Consider the following 13,355-nt stretch of genomic DNA (forward strand, 5'->3'; position numbering starts at 1 on the left):
TCGGAGTGAAGCCTCCGGGGGCCCCGCCCTTTGCCGCATCTCGCCTCTCGCCTCTCGTCTCTCGCGCCTCCGTCTACGTCGCCGTCAGCTGAGGTGACGCTTCAGCCGCTGCCCCCGACTCTCGGCCACGCGCAACGCGTCGCCGAGCGCCTCACTCAACCGCTCGGCAAGAAACCGCAGTTCACCATGCGGAGCCTCCGGCAGGATCGCGCGAGCATGGACGAGCAGTTCGGCTCCCATGCCGAGCTGAATGGACTCCGTGGCATCGGCGAGCCGGGACACCGGCCCACCGTCGTCGTCGGCGATCAGATAACAGGGCTTGCCCTCGGCACCGACCCAGGGCAACAGCCGTAGTGGACCGCCCGACGGGGACACCTCGTCCTCCGCTCCCATCAGGCGACCTCCATCCCATGGATCCAGTACGGCCCGGGTACGTCCAACCCCATCGCCGCCATGGCCAACTCCCGCCGCCGCTGACGTTGTTCGTGGGCGGTGACGTAGGGCCGTACGGCGACGGTGGCGGCGCCGTCGAAGATCTCGTCGAGCCCGTAGGGGGACCGATGCGCCGGGAGCGGGGTGGGGGCCGGATCCGTCCACGCGGCCGGGGGCGGTACGACGAGGGGGCGGGCCCCGGCCCGTCGTCGCCGGCCCGTACCGGGACTGAACAGAAGCCGCACCCACGCCGCGATACGACGGCTAAGGTCATGCATTGTCATCGCTCCTTGTCAGCGTTGGCCGCGCCCCGGGAGGTCCCACAACCTCGCCGGGGTTTTCGTCCTCTTTGAACATAGCGAGAGGTGCAGCCCTCTGTATACAAGTACAGAGGGATCCACTCGAATGGGTAGGATGAGCATTGTCTACGTTGGACATATGAGCGATACAGAGGAGTCTGAGAAGCCTCTGGACCCCATGAGCGCCCGACCGCTCTACGTCCAACTGGCCGACATCATCGAGCGCAAGATCGCGTCGGGAGAACTGGCCCCCGACCGGCCGATCCCTTCGGAGAACCACCTCGCCGACGAGTACGGCGTAGCAAGGCTCACCGCCCGCCGTGCAACCCAGGAACTCCGCGAGCGCGGGCTCGTGGTCACCGTGCGCGGAAAGGGCTCGTTCGTTGTCGAGCAGCCGCCCGTCCAAGCTGCCGCTGAAGGCGACGAGTCCACCAGTAAGTGAGCCCCCCGCTGCAACAGCCGCGCAGCCCGCAGGGCGGCGGCAGAAGCAGTATGAGTTTCCACGTGATGGTGCAGATCCCCGCAGGGCTGCTGGGCACCTGGCTCGGCCGGAACCGCACGGCCGGGGTCACTTACGTGTTCGTGCTGGCGGTGGCGGGTGTGCTCACGGCTGCTCTGCTGTGGGGAGTCCTGGAGGCCGGCCCCGTCACCCGGACCCTCCCTCTCTGGGCCGACTTCATGGCACGCGCCTCGCTGGCCATGGCCACGTACGTCTGGCTGAGCCGCCACCTCCTGACTCGGCCTGTGCGACGACCTGAAGCCCGTGAGGCCGCAGCATCCTGAGATGCTCCCGGCGCCTCCGCTGGGGAGTGGGAGCCAGTGACCTCAGCTTGGGCGGCTGCGGCACTTTGGGCCGGTTAGGGCGCTGACCTGGGAGAACGGTTGGTCTGCGGCTTCGTCAGAGCCGGTCGCGTTCCCCGTGATGCCCCCGCTGGTCCCCCGCTCGATATGGTGCGTTTGTGGTGTGGCGGTCGCGGTGGCCAGTGACTGCGCACAGTCCTTGACCGAGCGGTCAGTCATTCCCGGCCGGCGGCGTCGGCTCGTCGGCTTCGCAAGGGAAGCGGCCGCCCACGGCGTCCATGTCGACACGATCGTGCATGTGATCGAATATTTGTGGCGGGCCGCCGAGGACCTCCACCCAGTCCACGCAGCGCGCGCGGCCTGGGTCGCCGACGCCGCCCGCACCGTGCTGGACGGGCACAGCCCCCGCGTCGTCGCCGCACTGCGCCAGCACTTGCGCACCCGCCCAGATGACGCGAAGCAACTGCCCGCCATCGCCCGCACCTCCGCCTACCTGCAGGCCAAGGAGCCCTACCTGCGCCCACCTCGCCCTCGCCATGGGCTGGCCCATCGCGACCGGGGTGATCGAGGGAAGTTGCCGCTTCCTCGTCAAGGACCGCCTGGACGCGACCGGGGCGAGATGGAGCCTGACCGGCGCCGAGGTGGTCCTCCTCCTGCGCGCCGTCATCGACAACGGCGACTTCGAGCGGTACTGGCGCTACTTCACCGAACTCGACCACCTGCACACCCACGCACTCCGCTACCAGGGACAACTCGCCCTCGCGGCGTGACCGCAGCCACCCACCCATCGCCCAAGAAGCAACGCACCCCCCTGCGGCCTGGTCACACGGGCGGCTCTCCAGGCGGCGCCTCCTCCGCGCCCAGCCGCCGAAAAAGAGCAGCTCATTTTGAGCTAGAGTTGCGGCACCCACCCTTTGATACCGGGCACAACGGTAGAGGAAGGACATCTCGGTCTTGAGTGCCAAGAACAGCGCCCCGGAGGAGGCTGTACGCCAACGCGTACTTGCCGACCTCAAGAAGTTGGGTTGGAAGGAAACCCGGCTGCAGAAGGAGTGGCGTGTACCGGACACGCCGCACGACCTGACGAAGCGGGAGCGCGGGCAATCCTTCGATGCCTGCGGTCGGGCTGATCTGGCCGCCTTCGCAGACGACTCGGGCGAATCGCACGCGCTCCAGGTTCTCTTCGAGTTCAAGGCGCCCTCGATCTCTGAGGGTAAAGAGCAGCTCATGCGCTACATGGCCTCCGAGCCAGTGGTCCGCATGGGGTACTGGACCAACGGCAACGAGAGCCTGGCGGTCTACAAGTCGCATACCAACGACTGGATCGAGCAAAAGAACGCTCCTCTGCCCCACCCGGGCGAGGATCTGACCGCACCGCCGGCCACCCCGCCCACTTGGAACGACTTGGTGGTCCCCACCGAAGCCCAGTTGTCGGCCGCCTTGCGCCGCCTCGTGGCCACAGTGGTGGTAAGCGACTCGCGTTCGACCCGCCGCGAGGATCAACTGCGGGAGCTGCTGCACGTCATCCTGGTCAAGGTTGAGTCGGACGCCTGGTCATCGAGCTCGGCCAACCAGGACAAGCCGGTCCCCTTCAGGATCTACGGCGACAAGGCGTCCATGCTTCATGTGACAGCCGATCAGATCCAGCAGCAGTTCAGGAGCTATTTCGCGCGGCAGAAGAACCGAGTCTTCAACCCGGATGATCGCGACGAAATCCTCCTCAGGGAGGAAACTATCTTCGCCGTCGTCGACATACTGTCCCCGTGGCGAATTCTGGGCGATCAGGTCGACCTGCTGTCCAAGGCTTTCCAGATCTTCCGGACCAAGGCGCTGAAGTCGGGAGAGGGGCAATTCCTCACGCCGCAGCGCGTCATCCGGCCGTGCGTATCCATCATGGAGATCACCTCTCGTGACAAGGTGATCGACCCCGCTTGCGGCACGGGCGGATTCATCGTCGAAGCTTTGCGGCAGGTTCAGGAGCGAGAGTTCCCTGGCGACGATGAGACGTGGAGATTGGTAAAGTTCGCCAACGACAATCTGTATGGCGTGGACCTCGACCCGCTCAACGTCAAGCTCGCTCGGGCAATGATGATCGCCATGCGCGATGGATCCACACACGTCCTTTTGGGAGACGCTGTTCGGCAGCATACGTGGCCGGCCAAGTTCCCCCGCTTGAAGGAAGAGCTGGGTGGAGATAGCAACAGCTTCGTGGCGGAATCATTCACGGTCGTTCTCACCAACCCGCCTTTCGGTGAGGACCTAAAGGTTAAGGCGTCAGATGCTCGCGCCGCCGGATACACGATTTCTAAGGCGGCTGCCAGCGGGCGTAAAGAGTACGTCGACTTGGAAATCGGCCTGATGTACTTGGAGTTGGCTCACCGTCTCCTGCAGGTGGGTGGTCGAGTTGGAATTATCCTCCCGGAAACCTACTTCTTCTCCTATAAGTACCGGTGGCTCCCTTCATGGATGGAGGGGAGATTCGCGCTTCGCGGGATGTTCAACATTGCCATGGAAGCCTTCGAGGAGTTCTGCCGGGCAAAGACCAACTTCTACGTCTTCGAGAAGATTGGAAACGGGCCGGAAGGAATGGTGCAGGAAGAACTTACAGAGGAGAGCGAAGCCTGATGCCCGCGATCAATGCGCCGTCCTGGTTCTCTGAGGAGACGGTTACAGTCTCAACGGCACCGACGTGTGGTTTGACGAAGGGCGGGCGGCTCCTCCCACTTCTCAATCCCAGGACCGGGGCTCGCGTCATGACGACCGATCCTGAGACGGGTGAGTCAGTCACTGCCATCAACGACGTACTTCTCAGTGATGCACTCGCTCTCCAGCGCGGAGAGCGGACTAGCACCATGCGCGACATTCCTGCCTCAGACGTCCTGCCGCGAACCCGCGTTCCCGTGTATTACGACCGCCGGTATCACGAGCGCTTTATCGCCGAGATGCAAACGGAACGCTTCCAGGGGTTCCGCAGTGCCACTCTTGCCGAACTGGCAAAGAGTGGAATCATTACCATTCGCGGCGGTCACGGATCCCCCTCTTCCGGCCAGCGGATCGGAAACGTGCCCTACATCAAGGTGTCTGATCTGCGGGCCGGGTTCGTGAACATCAACCCCACGAATCGGGTACCCCGGTCCATCGCCGAAGAATTCTGGAAAGGGCCCAGCTCTCGACTCCAAGCCTTCGACATTCTCTGCCCGGAACGCACCAGCAAGAATATCGGCGACTTCTGCGTCTTGATGCCGGGCCAGGAGCAACTGCTTCTGACCAAGGAAATCATTGTGATTCGCCCGGGAGAGCGAGCGGAGTTCGACTCGTTCTATCTGCTTTGGGCGATGACGCTTAAGATTGTGCGTGAGCAGTGGAAGCGCGTCATCTTCATGCAGACCAATCGCGAGGACGTGGGTGATCGGTTCCTGGAGATCGAAATCCCGGTGCCCAACGATCCCGTGACAGCGGCCAAGGTCTCGCAGCCGTTCCGTAGCTACTACCAGACAGTGGCGAAGGCTCGGACGAGCCTGGGCCAATATCTCGCAGATTCCGGCGATCACCACTTCTTCGTATCGGACTCGGAGGGGGACATCGAGACGCAAGAGGAAGAGGAAATAGCATAGAAAAGATCGAGTCGCCCGACAGTACTCTGTCAGGCGACTCGATTACAGTAGCGGGGACAGGATTTGAACCTGCGACCTCTGGGTTATGAGCCCAGCGAGCTACCGAGCTGCTCCACCCCGCGTCGTCGCACGCAAGCGTACAGCACCCGACCGCATGCCTGCCCTTATGGATGAGAGCTGACCTGGCGGCGCCCTTCCCATGACGCGCACGGTCAGATCCTCGCCAGGTCTGATAGGGGTCTCGCCCGAGACCCGACGGCGCTTTGCGGTCCACTTCTATGCTGTCCTCTGGACGGCGCAGTGGCGTCGGCGCCCGTTGACCGGCCTGGTGCCTCGGGACGCAGAGCCTGAACGCACTCCTACTCCAAGCCGGGTTCGCATCTCGCAAGAGCAGTCGGTCGGTGGGCTCGATTACAGCTCGCGGAGGCCGGTCAGGACTCGCCCGATGAGCATCGGGGCAGCCCGCTGGCCGCCGAAGCCTGGCTCACCCAGGGCGCTGCTGGGACGAGCGGGAACCTCTGCCCAGACGATCTTCCCGGGGTGTGGTTGCGTGGGGGAGTAGCCCCAGCGGTTGGCCATCGTCTGGATGAGGACGAGTCCGCGGCCCCCGGTGGCGCTGGCGTCACTGGCGCGAGGTGCCGGCGGTCGCGGGTCGGGGTCACTGACCGCGAGGATGATGCCGCCGTCGGTGGGCCAGAGCATGAGCACGATCGTGCCGATACCGACGGAATGAGCGGCTGCTTCAGACGTCTTCGTGGGGCGTGCGTGCTGGATCGCGTTGGTTGCCAACTCCGATACGAGGAGCCGGGCGACTTCGATGCCCTCGTCGGGGAAGCGCCAGCGCTGAAGGATGTCGACGGTGTGGCGTCGGGCCCAGGCGACGGCGTTGGGGGTGGCGGCGAGGGTCAGTTCGCTGATGGGCGGGGGGATCTGGTACATGCGGATGGCTCCCTCGGCGGCGTGGCCGGGCGGGTGAGGGGCGCTGTGGCGTCGGTGGAGGCCCGCGAGTCCGAGACGGTGAGGGACGGGGCACCCCGGACTCGCGGGCTGCTTGAGAGGCCTACTTCGCGGCGACGACGTAGACGCTGCCCCAGCGGCGCTTCGGGTTGGCCATGGTGGGGTCGAAGGTCCATGGATCGACGGTGGTGAAGCCGGCCTCGGTGAAGAGCTGGACGAGCTTCTCGTAGTCGTACGCCCACAGGTGCGGGGTGTACGTGGGGTCGTCGTCCTGGTCGCGGAAGACGAGGTTCACGAGGTCGAGCCGCGTGTTGATGTGGCCGCGGCAGTCGCGCTTGGCGTACCAGCGCTCGATCGTTTCGTCAGAGGTGTCTATGGGCCCTGGGTACTGGCTCAGGGCGAAGGCGGCGTCGGGGACGCCGGTGATGATCCGGCCACCCGGCACGAGGACGCGGTGGGCCTCGCGGACGTAGTGCTTGGCGGAGCGCGGGTAGTCGATGTGCTCCAGGAAGTGCTCGGAGAAGATCTCGTCGGTGCTGTCGTCCTGGAGGGGGATGCCCTCGCGGATGTCCCAGAGGAGGTCGGCCGGCGGGACGAGGTCGATGTTGAGGAAGCCGTCGATGCGGTGGGCTCCGCCGCCGATCTGGACCTTGGCGGGTTTGTCGTCGATCTGCCCGTTGGGCCACGCGCGCCGGCTGGCGTGGTGGTAGCGGTGGAGCTCGATCTCCTTGGCGGCGGCCCGGAGGGTGCGGGCGAGGCCGTGGGTGGTGGCGGGGTCGGCGAGGACGGAGGCGATCTGCTCGCCGAGGAGGTCGACGGAGGGCATGCCGGAGGAACTCATCACGGATCTCCTGCGTGTGAGGTTGCTCGGGGTGGGGTGGGCCGCGGATGGCGGCGGCGGTGATCAGGCGGCGCTGGGCGCGAGGGCGGTCCACTGGTTGTTGCGCATGAGGGTGTACTTGATGTCCACCAGCCGCGGGGCGATGGTCAGCGCGAGCTCTTCGGCCGGGTGGAGGTGGCCGGTGTCGTCCTGCTCGGCGCGCCAGACGCGGTAGTCGAGGTTGGGGTAGGCCGGGTTGATGCCGATCTCGCCCTTGGGCATCGTGCCGTTGAACGGGGCGACGATGTCCATGTGGTTCCAGTAGTTCCAGGCTTGCAGCGCCTTGTGCTGGTCGAAGTAGAAGTAGAAGTCGGGGTAGCGGCCGAAGGTACGCAGTTCCCGGTGGATGAGGTGGCCGAGGAGCGGTCCGAGCTGGGCGGCGAGGGAGTCGAATTCCCAGCGCGTGTGATGCCAGGCTTCGGGGGCGTCGCCTGGCGCGAAGAGGCGGGCGGCGACGAGGTAGCTGATCCGCTCGACCAGGTACGTGCTCGCGTGGCTGGTGTCGATGGTCGGGTCGACTCGGTGGATGAGCGCGCTCAGCTGCTTCGGGCGGGGACGGAACCTCGCGAGGTCGAACTTGCCGGCCATGGCGGGGAAGGAAGCGAACAGCATCTCCTTGTACAGCCAGTTGTTCAGCTCGCCGAGTTCGGCCAGGCGCCGGGTGTGGTGGGAGGTCGAGTGGAGCATCAGGTACTCGGCGACGGCTTCGAAGTACAGGTAGCCGAGGATCGGCAGGCGGGGGACCGTCTCGTCGAGCAGCTTGAGGAACGGCTCGGCCTCGACCGAGGTGTCCTGGTAGGCGACGGCGGCAGCGGTGGCGAGGAAGGCGGCCGAGTTCTTGACGCGGCTGACAACGGTCTCGCGCAGCTGGTGCCGTTCGCTCTTGCTCAGCAGGTATTCGAGGTGGGTGTAGATCTGCAGGTGGATGAGGCCCAGTCGCAGGTAGTCCACGCCGGCGAGCCCGCGGTACGCCTGCGGTGGGGTGTCGATCTCGAAGATCAGCGGGGTGGGGACGCGATCGGTGAAGCCCAGCTTGGCCAGGAAGGTCGGCGCTTCCTTGGCCAGGACGTAGGCGCCGAGGTTGTGCATGCGGAAGCCCTGGTCGGTCGCGGTGAGCGGCGCGCAGTAGATGCTTCCGACGAGGCAGCCGCCCGACGGGTAGAGCACTCCTTGGCGGCTGATCTCTTCCAGAGCGTGGGTGACGTGCAGCAGGTGCAGCTTGCCGTTTCCGCTCAGGGCTTCGAAGAGGGCGTTCTGCCGCAGCAGGTGGCCGTTCGGGGTGTCCTCGGCGAGGCGTCGGTCCCAGCCCGCGGCCTGGGTGGCGAGCGGGTCGGTGTGATCGGCGGGGCTGGAAATCAGGGCGGAGTCGAAGAAGGCGTGGGCGTCGGCCCACAGGTGGTAGGCGTCGATGAAGTCCATGGTCAGAGCAGGCCCTTCTCGGCGAGCGCGTAGCGCACGGCCGCAGTGCCGCTTGCCCCGGCGAGGTAGGCCCGCTCGGAGACGAGGACCAGGTCGAAGGCGAGTCCACGCAGTCGGTCGAAGGCGAGCTCGCGGATGTACCGGGCGTCCGGCCACCACTTCAGCTTCGGCAGCCGGTAGCGGTCCAGGGCATCGGCGGCCTTGACCACGTCGGTGATGCGCTGGGCCCGGGCGTGGTCGTTCTTGTCGTCGGCGGTGAACGCCTCGTACGGGACGTCGTGCAGGCGGACGGCGGTGGCCGCCTGCACAGTTCGCCGGGGGCTGGCGATCAGGCCGAAGTGGCTCCAGACGGTGTTGGCGTTCGCGGCGAGCCAGATGGCCGCGCGTGTGCCATGCCCACGGTCGTCCTGGTCGTGGCGCCGCTGGCAGTCGTGTACGGCGGCGGCGATGATGGCCGTGGAGGCGTCGGCGTCGTCGAGGCCGTTCGTCTCGGCGAGGACGGCGGCGAGCGCCGCCGTCCTCATGGCGTGCCGGATGCCGTGGAGCGAGGTGTGCAGGCGGGGGTCGGCCCACCACTGGGTGGGCAGTCCGCCGTGCGCGAGCAGCTCCTTCGACTGCGGGCGCAAGGCTGGCCGCGGTCCCTGCGGGAGGTCGGGCCTGTGTTCGCTGATCCACGCGATGGTGGCGTGGTCCATGTGCTGGTGCAGAGGGAGCTGCCCTCGGGCAGCCAGGTTGATCAGGCTTGCGGTCAACGGGGTCGTGCTCACTCGTGCCCACCCCCTTGGTGGTCTCCGCGGTGGTGTTTCCTACCGGATCGGCGCGGCCTGCTGCTCGCGCTCCTTGCGTTCCTTCTCGGCGGCCTCGAAGGCGGCGGTGAAGTCGGCCAGCTCCTGCTCCGTCATCAGAGTCACGCCGAGCGCCGTGGCGACATCGGTGATCTTGGCTTCGGCCTCGGCGCGGGCGGCGTCCGAGGCGTCGTCCTCCAGCAGGACCTCGAACTCGGCGTGGTAGCCCCACGCCTCACTCCACTTGACGGCGATCTCGACGCCGTCGAGGCGGAAGTTGTGACGGAAGTTGAACGCCTCGTGCATCGCCGTCTCGAACCCGAGGGCGTTGAACACTTTTACCGCGGCGGGAACGTCATCGGGGGCGATGGCGAACTCGGTCTCCGCGAAGGCGGCTCCCTGCCCGATCTTGCTCCCCTTGAGGGTGATCTTGGCGGTGCCGGCGGCGGTGTTGTCGGTGACCTTCAGGAGTTGGTCGGGGAGGACGTAGAAGTAGATGTGCTTGTCGTCGGGGCCCAGGTCCTCCCCGTCCGCCTTCAGACGGGTGACAAGCTGGTCGTGGACTCCCTTGGTGAAGCGGGCGCGCATCTCGATCTCGATGGCCACGGGGCTGTTGCCTCCTCGTTTCAGGCATGGCGAAGCCAGCCGAACCCTGCCGCGCGAGGGCTGTCCGGTCGGGCGATCGCTAAGAGGTTGGTGGTCGAACGCGGGGTGAAGCGGCCGATGCGGGTGTCGGCTGCATCACCCCGGTAAATCGGCGGGTGTCAGCCGAGGGTGCCGAAGCGCTCCTCGATGACCCCCGAGTGCAGGTAGGTCGGCAGCTGAACGCCTCCCACCGACGTACGGCCGGTGGCGACCTGCTCTTCCGTCTCGCTGGGGAAGCCCTCCAACAGGCGCAGGCACTGCTCGGCCCACTCGCGCGATGCGGGCCAGTCGCCCAGGTCGCGGTGGCGCACGGCCAGGGCGTACGCAGTCTCAGTGGCCGCCCACCGGTCGGTCGCCAGCTCGCGCTGGAAGATCGATTCCAGCTCGTCGGTGGAGGCCAGGCGGGTCTGGTTGGTCATGGTGCCCTCTCGGTTCAAACGGTCATGCCCCCGTGGTGATCAACGCTCCGGCGTCCCCGCGGTGACGCCGTGACCCGCTGCTAGGGTGCGTTTCATATGTGGATCTTGATGTGTCAAGATCCCACTTCGTGGGGCGGCATGATCTGACGAATACACAGTGGGCGAAGCTGGAGCCCCTGCTCCCGGTCGGCAAGAAGCCTGGACGGCCACCGGTGCACACCAAGCGGCAACTGATAGACGGCATACGGTGGCGCACCCGCGCCGGTGCTCCCTGGCGGGACGTGCCCGAGCGCTATGGCCCGTGGGAGACGGTCTACGGCCTGTTCCGCCGCTGGCAGCGGGACGGCACCTGGCACCGCATCTTCGAACAGCTGCAGGCCCAGGCCGACGCCGAGGGACTGATCACCTGGGACGTCTCGGTGGACTCGACCATCGCCCGCGCCCACCAGCATGCGGCCGGCGCCCGCAAAAAGGGGATCTGCAGATCGAGCCGCCAGGCGGTGTGTTCATCGAGCCCGACGACCACGGGCTCGGACGCTCCCGGGGCGGGCTGACAACCAAGCTCCACCTGGCGGTCGAGCAGGCCCAGAAACCGATGTCGCTGGTCATCACGGCAGGACAGCGCGGTGATTCCCCGCAGTTCCAGGTGGTCTTGGGCCGCATCCGGGTGCCCCGGCTCGGGTCGGGCCGCCCGCGCACCCGGCCGGACAAGGTGCGTGCCGACAAGGCGTACGGCTCCCGCGCGAACCGTGCCTACCTGCGCAAGCGCGGTATCCGCTGCACGATCCCGGAGAAGCGCGACCAGATCGCCAACCGCAAGAACCGCGGCTCCCACGGCGGCCGGCCACCTAAGTTCGACAAGGCCGACTACAAGGAGCGCCACGCGGTCGAGTGCGGAATCAATCGCCTCAAGCGGCACCGCGCTGTCGCCACGAGATACGACAAGTTGGCAGTTCGCTACGAGGCGACCGTGCTGGTCGCAGCCATCAACGAGTGGCTGTGACCAGCACTTTCAAAACGCACCCTAGTACGTGTAGATCTCGGCCAGCGTCTTGTAGTCCTGCAGCTCGTCCTTGTCGAACCACAGCTCGATCTCCTGCTTGGCCTCCTCCGCGTTACCGGAGGCGTGCACGAGGTTGGCGACCGCCTTGCCCGAGGCGATGCTGGCCGCCGCGCTGTAGTGCGAGAAGTCGCCGCGCACCGTGCCAGCCGGAGCCTGGTTCGGGTACGTGCTACCGACGATCTTGCGGACCGTTGCGATGGCGTCGAAGCCCTCCAGCACCAGAGCGATGACCGGCCCCTGCTGCATGAACGTCGCCGTGACGTTGTAGACCTCCGACCCGAGCCGCTCTTCCAGGTCGAAATAGTGCTTGCGGGTGAACTCCTCGTCCATCCACTTCATCTTGGTGCCGACGATCTTCAGCGCGGCATCCTCGAATCGCGTGATGATCCTTCCTGCCAGGCCACGCGCCAGCGCATCGGGCTTGAGCAGGACGAGCGTGCGCTCGACGGTGTGTGCCTGAACCTCGGCCATTGGCTTCCTTTCGCCTTTCCAGCAACGGAACATGACGGACGATCAGCCGTCATCCGTTGAGGTTACTGGCGCTGGCAGGGCGGTTGGGGCGCACGGGCAATGCCCTGGACGGGCGAACGCCGGCCAGGACCTGACCGATCTGCCGACCGAGAGGCCCGATCCGGCCAACTTCTCCTTCTCCGCTATCCGCTGGGGTAACGCACCTAAAATCTCCCTGTGGTCGTCTTGGCGCCTTAGCGCCTCTCATGCGCCTCCCAGGGACTGAGCCTTCGGCGGGTGATTCCTTGGCCCCTGGTGACTCCGATTCTTCCGGGGCTCTTCCCGCGTGACCATGAAGTGCCAGTGCAGTGGGAGTGCACTTTCGGCGCGCGGAGTCCTGCACAGGGGCGGCGACGAGGGGGCAGTCTTGTGGACGTGATCGAGCGCTGGAGCGGCCGGTACGCCTGCCTACTGCAGTCCGCCCTACGGCTCGGCAATGAGCAGTTCGCCGCCCACCTGGGCATCGCCGTGAGAACCGTGGCCACCTGGCACTCTGATGCGTCTGTCGTGCCTCGCAGGGAGATGCAGCAGCTCCTCGACACGGCTTATGAGCAGGCTCCTCCGGCCGCGCGACAGCGCTTCGCGCTCCTGCTGGCGAAGGAACGGGCCCCAGCGGATTCAATGCCGCCAGGCGCGCAGGCGCTGCGGGTGGCCATCGCGGTGGTGATCCGTGACAGCGATGTCCTTCTGGTGTGTCGGCGGGACGTCGACACCGCCGGAATCACGTGGCAGTTCCCGGCCGGGGTCATCAAGCCGGGAGGCAAGGCGGAGACCACCACCGTGCGGGAAACCCTGGACGAGACCGGTGTCCACTGCGCGGTCCGACAGCACCTCGGGAACCGGCTTCACCCCGTGACCGGCGTGTTGTGCGAGTACTTCCAGTGCGAGTACCTGGCTGGCGAGGCCACCAACAGCGACGCGGCCGAGAACATCGACGTCATGTGGGTCCCCAGAAACGCGGTTCCCCGGTTCATCCCCATCGATACGATCTTCCCACCCATCCTGGCCGTCCTGGAGGAGTAGACGTGACACAGCAGAACACGGACGAGCGGCCAGGCATCGCGGCTGCCATCGTCGTGAAGGAAGGGCGTGTACTGATGGTGCGTCGCCGGGTCAGCGAGGGACAGCTCTCCTGGCAGTTCCCTGCCGGAGAGGTCGAGCCCGGCGAGGCCCGCGAGGACGCCGCCGTACGGGAGACTCAGGAGGAGACCGGGCTGACCGTGGCGGCTGTGAAGCTGCTCGGCGAGCGCGTCCACCCGAAGACGGGCCGGCTGATGTCGTACACAGCCTGCGAGGTGTTGGGCGGCACGGCCCACGTCGCGGACACCGAGGAACTGGCCGAACTGGCTTGGGTCGCCCATGGCGAGATCCCGGAGTACGTGCCGTATGGGCTGTTCGAGCCGGTGCAGGACTACCTCGACGCGGCTCTGCTTTCCTGAACGGCCTCGGGACACGGCCGCGAGCGCTGGGGAGCCGTTGTCGTTGTCAAGGCTAAGGGCTGTCTCGTAAATGATCTACGGCATGCTGGTTG

The 13,355-nt window shown here is 66.3% G+C and carries 18 protein-coding genes and 1 tRNA gene; 8 read left to right on the top strand and 11 right to left on the bottom strand.

Annotation, left to right across the window (positions count from 1 at the left end; genetic code table 11):
• Positions 1-84: 84 nt before the first annotated feature.
• Together STRIP9103_RS01155 and STRIP9103_RS01160 are read right to left on the bottom strand one after the other, a co-directional pair.
• Positions 85-393, bottom strand: coding sequence for a hypothetical protein (locus STRIP9103_RS01155; protein ID WP_009294505.1), 309 nt, complete (start codon positions 391-393; stop codon positions 85-87).
• Positions 393-710: a hypothetical protein gene (locus STRIP9103_RS01160; protein WP_009294506.1), complete on the bottom strand. Its 318-nt coding sequence runs from the start codon at positions 708-710 to the stop codon at positions 393-395. The genes STRIP9103_RS01155 and STRIP9103_RS01160 overlap by 1 nt, the downstream gene beginning before the upstream one ends.
• A gap of 160 nt (positions 711-870) precedes the next feature.
• Here STRIP9103_RS01160 and STRIP9103_RS01165 point away from each other — a divergent pair, with 160 nt between their 5' ends.
• Together STRIP9103_RS01165 and STRIP9103_RS01170 are read left to right on the top strand one after the other, a co-directional pair.
• The gene (locus STRIP9103_RS01165; RefSeq protein WP_063747249.1) at positions 871-1,173 is read left to right on the top strand and encodes a GntR family transcriptional regulator; all 303 of its coding nucleotides are present in this window, start codon (positions 871-873) and stop codon (positions 1,171-1,173) included.
• A 50-nt stretch (positions 1,174-1,223) separates the two neighbouring features.
• A complete protein-coding gene (locus tag STRIP9103_RS01170) occupies positions 1,224-1,514 on the top strand; it encodes a hypothetical protein (RefSeq protein ID WP_100243810.1) in 291 nt (96 codons plus the stop codon).
• A gap of 229 nt (positions 1,515-1,743) precedes the next feature.
• Here the strand turns inward: STRIP9103_RS01170 and STRIP9103_RS50505 are convergent, their stop codons facing one another.
• Positions 1,744-1,995: a hypothetical protein gene (locus tag STRIP9103_RS50505; RefSeq protein WP_181800308.1), complete on the bottom strand. Its 252-nt coding sequence runs from the start codon at positions 1,993-1,995 to the stop codon at positions 1,744-1,746.
• A gap of 73 nt (positions 1,996-2,068) precedes the next feature.
• Between STRIP9103_RS50505 and STRIP9103_RS01180 the strand changes: the two genes are divergently transcribed.
• The 3 genes from STRIP9103_RS01180 (at position 2,069) to STRIP9103_RS01190 (ending at position 5,146) form a co-directional block, all read left to right on the top strand.
• Positions 2,069-2,302, top strand: a complete 234-nt coding sequence (locus STRIP9103_RS01180) for a hypothetical protein (RefSeq protein WP_009294452.1) — start codon at positions 2,069-2,071, stop codon at positions 2,300-2,302.
• A gap of 184 nt (positions 2,303-2,486) precedes the next feature.
• Positions 2,487-4,157, top strand: a complete 1,671-nt coding sequence (locus tag STRIP9103_RS01185) for a restriction endonuclease subunit M (protein WP_009294525.1) — start codon at positions 2,487-2,489, stop codon at positions 4,155-4,157.
• Positions 4,158-4,285: 128 nt separating this feature from the next.
• The gene (locus STRIP9103_RS01190; RefSeq protein ID WP_048819485.1) at positions 4,286-5,146 is read left to right on the top strand and encodes a restriction endonuclease subunit S domain-containing protein; all 861 of its coding nucleotides are present in this window, start codon (positions 4,286-4,288) and stop codon (positions 5,144-5,146) included.
• A gap of 48 nt (positions 5,147-5,194) precedes the next feature.
• On the opposite strand, the gene STRIP9103_RS01195 is transcribed toward STRIP9103_RS01190, so the two are convergent.
• The 7 genes from STRIP9103_RS01195 to STRIP9103_RS01225 form a co-directional block, all read right to left on the bottom strand.
• Positions 5,195-5,268, bottom strand: a tRNA-Met gene (locus tag STRIP9103_RS01195).
• Positions 5,269-5,557: 289 nt separating this feature from the next.
• On the bottom strand, positions 5,558-6,085 hold the full coding sequence (locus STRIP9103_RS01200) for an ATP-binding protein (RefSeq protein WP_009294446.1): 528 nt from the start codon (positions 6,083-6,085) through the stop codon (positions 5,558-5,560).
• A gap of 121 nt (positions 6,086-6,206) precedes the next feature.
• Positions 6,207-6,944, bottom strand: coding sequence for a class I SAM-dependent methyltransferase (locus STRIP9103_RS01205; protein ID WP_048819486.1), 738 nt, complete (start codon positions 6,942-6,944; stop codon positions 6,207-6,209).
• A 63-nt stretch (positions 6,945-7,007) separates the two neighbouring features.
• On the bottom strand, positions 7,008-8,402 hold the full coding sequence (locus tag STRIP9103_RS01210; protein WP_009294477.1) for a hypothetical protein: 1,395 nt from the start codon (positions 8,400-8,402) through the stop codon (positions 7,008-7,010).
• 2 nt (positions 8,403-8,404) lie between these two features.
• Entirely contained in the window at positions 8,405-9,169 is a 765-nt protein-coding gene (locus STRIP9103_RS01215) for an HD domain-containing protein (RefSeq protein ID WP_009294470.1), read from the bottom strand.
• 39 nt (positions 9,170-9,208) lie between these two features.
• Positions 9,209-9,793: a CYTH domain-containing protein gene (locus tag STRIP9103_RS01220; protein ID WP_009294513.1), complete on the bottom strand. Its 585-nt coding sequence runs from the start codon at positions 9,791-9,793 to the stop codon at positions 9,209-9,211.
• A 158-nt stretch (positions 9,794-9,951) separates the two neighbouring features.
• Entirely contained in the window at positions 9,952-10,251 is a 300-nt protein-coding gene (locus STRIP9103_RS01225) for a hypothetical protein (protein ID WP_048819487.1), read from the bottom strand.
• 128 nt (positions 10,252-10,379) lie between these two features.
• Between STRIP9103_RS01225 and STRIP9103_RS45740 the strand changes: the two genes are divergently transcribed.
• Positions 10,380-11,254, top strand: a protein-coding gene (locus STRIP9103_RS45740; RefSeq protein WP_374005668.1) for an IS5 family transposase whose coding sequence is annotated in 2 segments (ribosomal slippage) — positions 10,380-10,769 and positions 10,772-11,254 — 873 coding nt in all. Because the reading frame shifts where the segments join, the coding sequence is not laid out codon by codon here.
• 21 nt (positions 11,255-11,275) lie between these two features.
• On the opposite strand, the gene STRIP9103_RS01240 is transcribed toward STRIP9103_RS45740, so the two are convergent.
• Complete coding sequence (locus STRIP9103_RS01240) at positions 11,276-11,785, bottom strand: nucleoside-diphosphate kinase (RefSeq protein WP_009294519.1); 510 nt, start codon at positions 11,783-11,785, stop codon at positions 11,276-11,278.
• A gap of 408 nt (positions 11,786-12,193) precedes the next feature.
• Between STRIP9103_RS01240 and STRIP9103_RS01245 the strand changes: the two genes are divergently transcribed.
• Both STRIP9103_RS01245 and STRIP9103_RS01250 read left to right on the top strand, forming a co-directional pair.
• Positions 12,194-12,847, top strand: coding sequence for an NUDIX hydrolase (locus STRIP9103_RS01245; protein WP_009294500.1), 654 nt, complete (start codon positions 12,194-12,196; stop codon positions 12,845-12,847).
• Between the two features lie 2 nt (positions 12,848-12,849).
• The gene (locus STRIP9103_RS01250; RefSeq protein ID WP_009294527.1) at positions 12,850-13,263 is read left to right on the top strand and encodes an NUDIX hydrolase; all 414 of its coding nucleotides are present in this window, start codon (positions 12,850-12,852) and stop codon (positions 13,261-13,263) included.
• Positions 13,264-13,355 lie beyond the last annotated feature (92 nt).

It is taken from the genome of Streptomyces ipomoeae 91-03 (assembly GCF_000317595.1).
Taxonomy (GTDB): domain Bacteria; phylum Actinomycetota; class Actinomycetes; order Streptomycetales; family Streptomycetaceae; genus Streptomyces; species Streptomyces ipomoeae.

Excerpts from the sequence above, each read along its gene's own strand:
- STRIP9103_RS01155 (WP_009294505.1), bottom strand. The coding sequence starts at position 393 with ATGGGAGCGGAGGACGAGGTGTCCCCGTCGGGCGGTCCACTACGGCTG.
- STRIP9103_RS01160 (WP_009294506.1), bottom strand. The coding sequence starts at position 710 with ATGCATGACCTTAGCCGTCGTATCGCGGCGTGGGTGCGGCTTCTGTTC.
- STRIP9103_RS01165 (WP_063747249.1), top strand. The coding sequence starts at position 871 with ATGAGCGATACAGAGGAGTCTGAGAAGCCTCTGGACCCCATGAGCGCC.
- STRIP9103_RS01170 (WP_100243810.1), top strand. The coding sequence starts at position 1,224 with ATGAGTTTCCACGTGATGGTGCAGATCCCCGCAGGGCTGCTGGGCACC.
- STRIP9103_RS01180 (WP_009294452.1), top strand. The coding sequence starts at position 2,069 with ATGGGCTGGCCCATCGCGACCGGGGTGATCGAGGGAAGTTGCCGCTTC.
- STRIP9103_RS01190 (WP_048819485.1), top strand. The coding sequence starts at position 4,286 with ATGACGACCGATCCTGAGACGGGTGAGTCAGTCACTGCCATCAACGAC.
- STRIP9103_RS01200 (WP_009294446.1), bottom strand. The coding sequence starts at position 6,085 with ATGTACCAGATCCCCCCGCCCATCAGCGAACTGACCCTCGCCGCCACC.
- STRIP9103_RS01205 (WP_048819486.1), bottom strand. The coding sequence starts at position 6,944 with ATGAGTTCCTCCGGCATGCCCTCCGTCGACCTCCTCGGCGAGCAGATC.
- STRIP9103_RS01210 (WP_009294477.1), bottom strand. The coding sequence starts at position 8,402 with ATGGACTTCATCGACGCCTACCACCTGTGGGCCGACGCCCACGCCTTC.
- STRIP9103_RS01225 (WP_048819487.1), bottom strand. The coding sequence starts at position 10,251 with ATGACCAACCAGACCCGCCTGGCCTCCACCGACGAGCTGGAATCGATC.
- STRIP9103_RS01240 (WP_009294519.1), bottom strand. The coding sequence starts at position 11,785 with ATGGCCGAGGTTCAGGCACACACCGTCGAGCGCACGCTCGTCCTGCTC.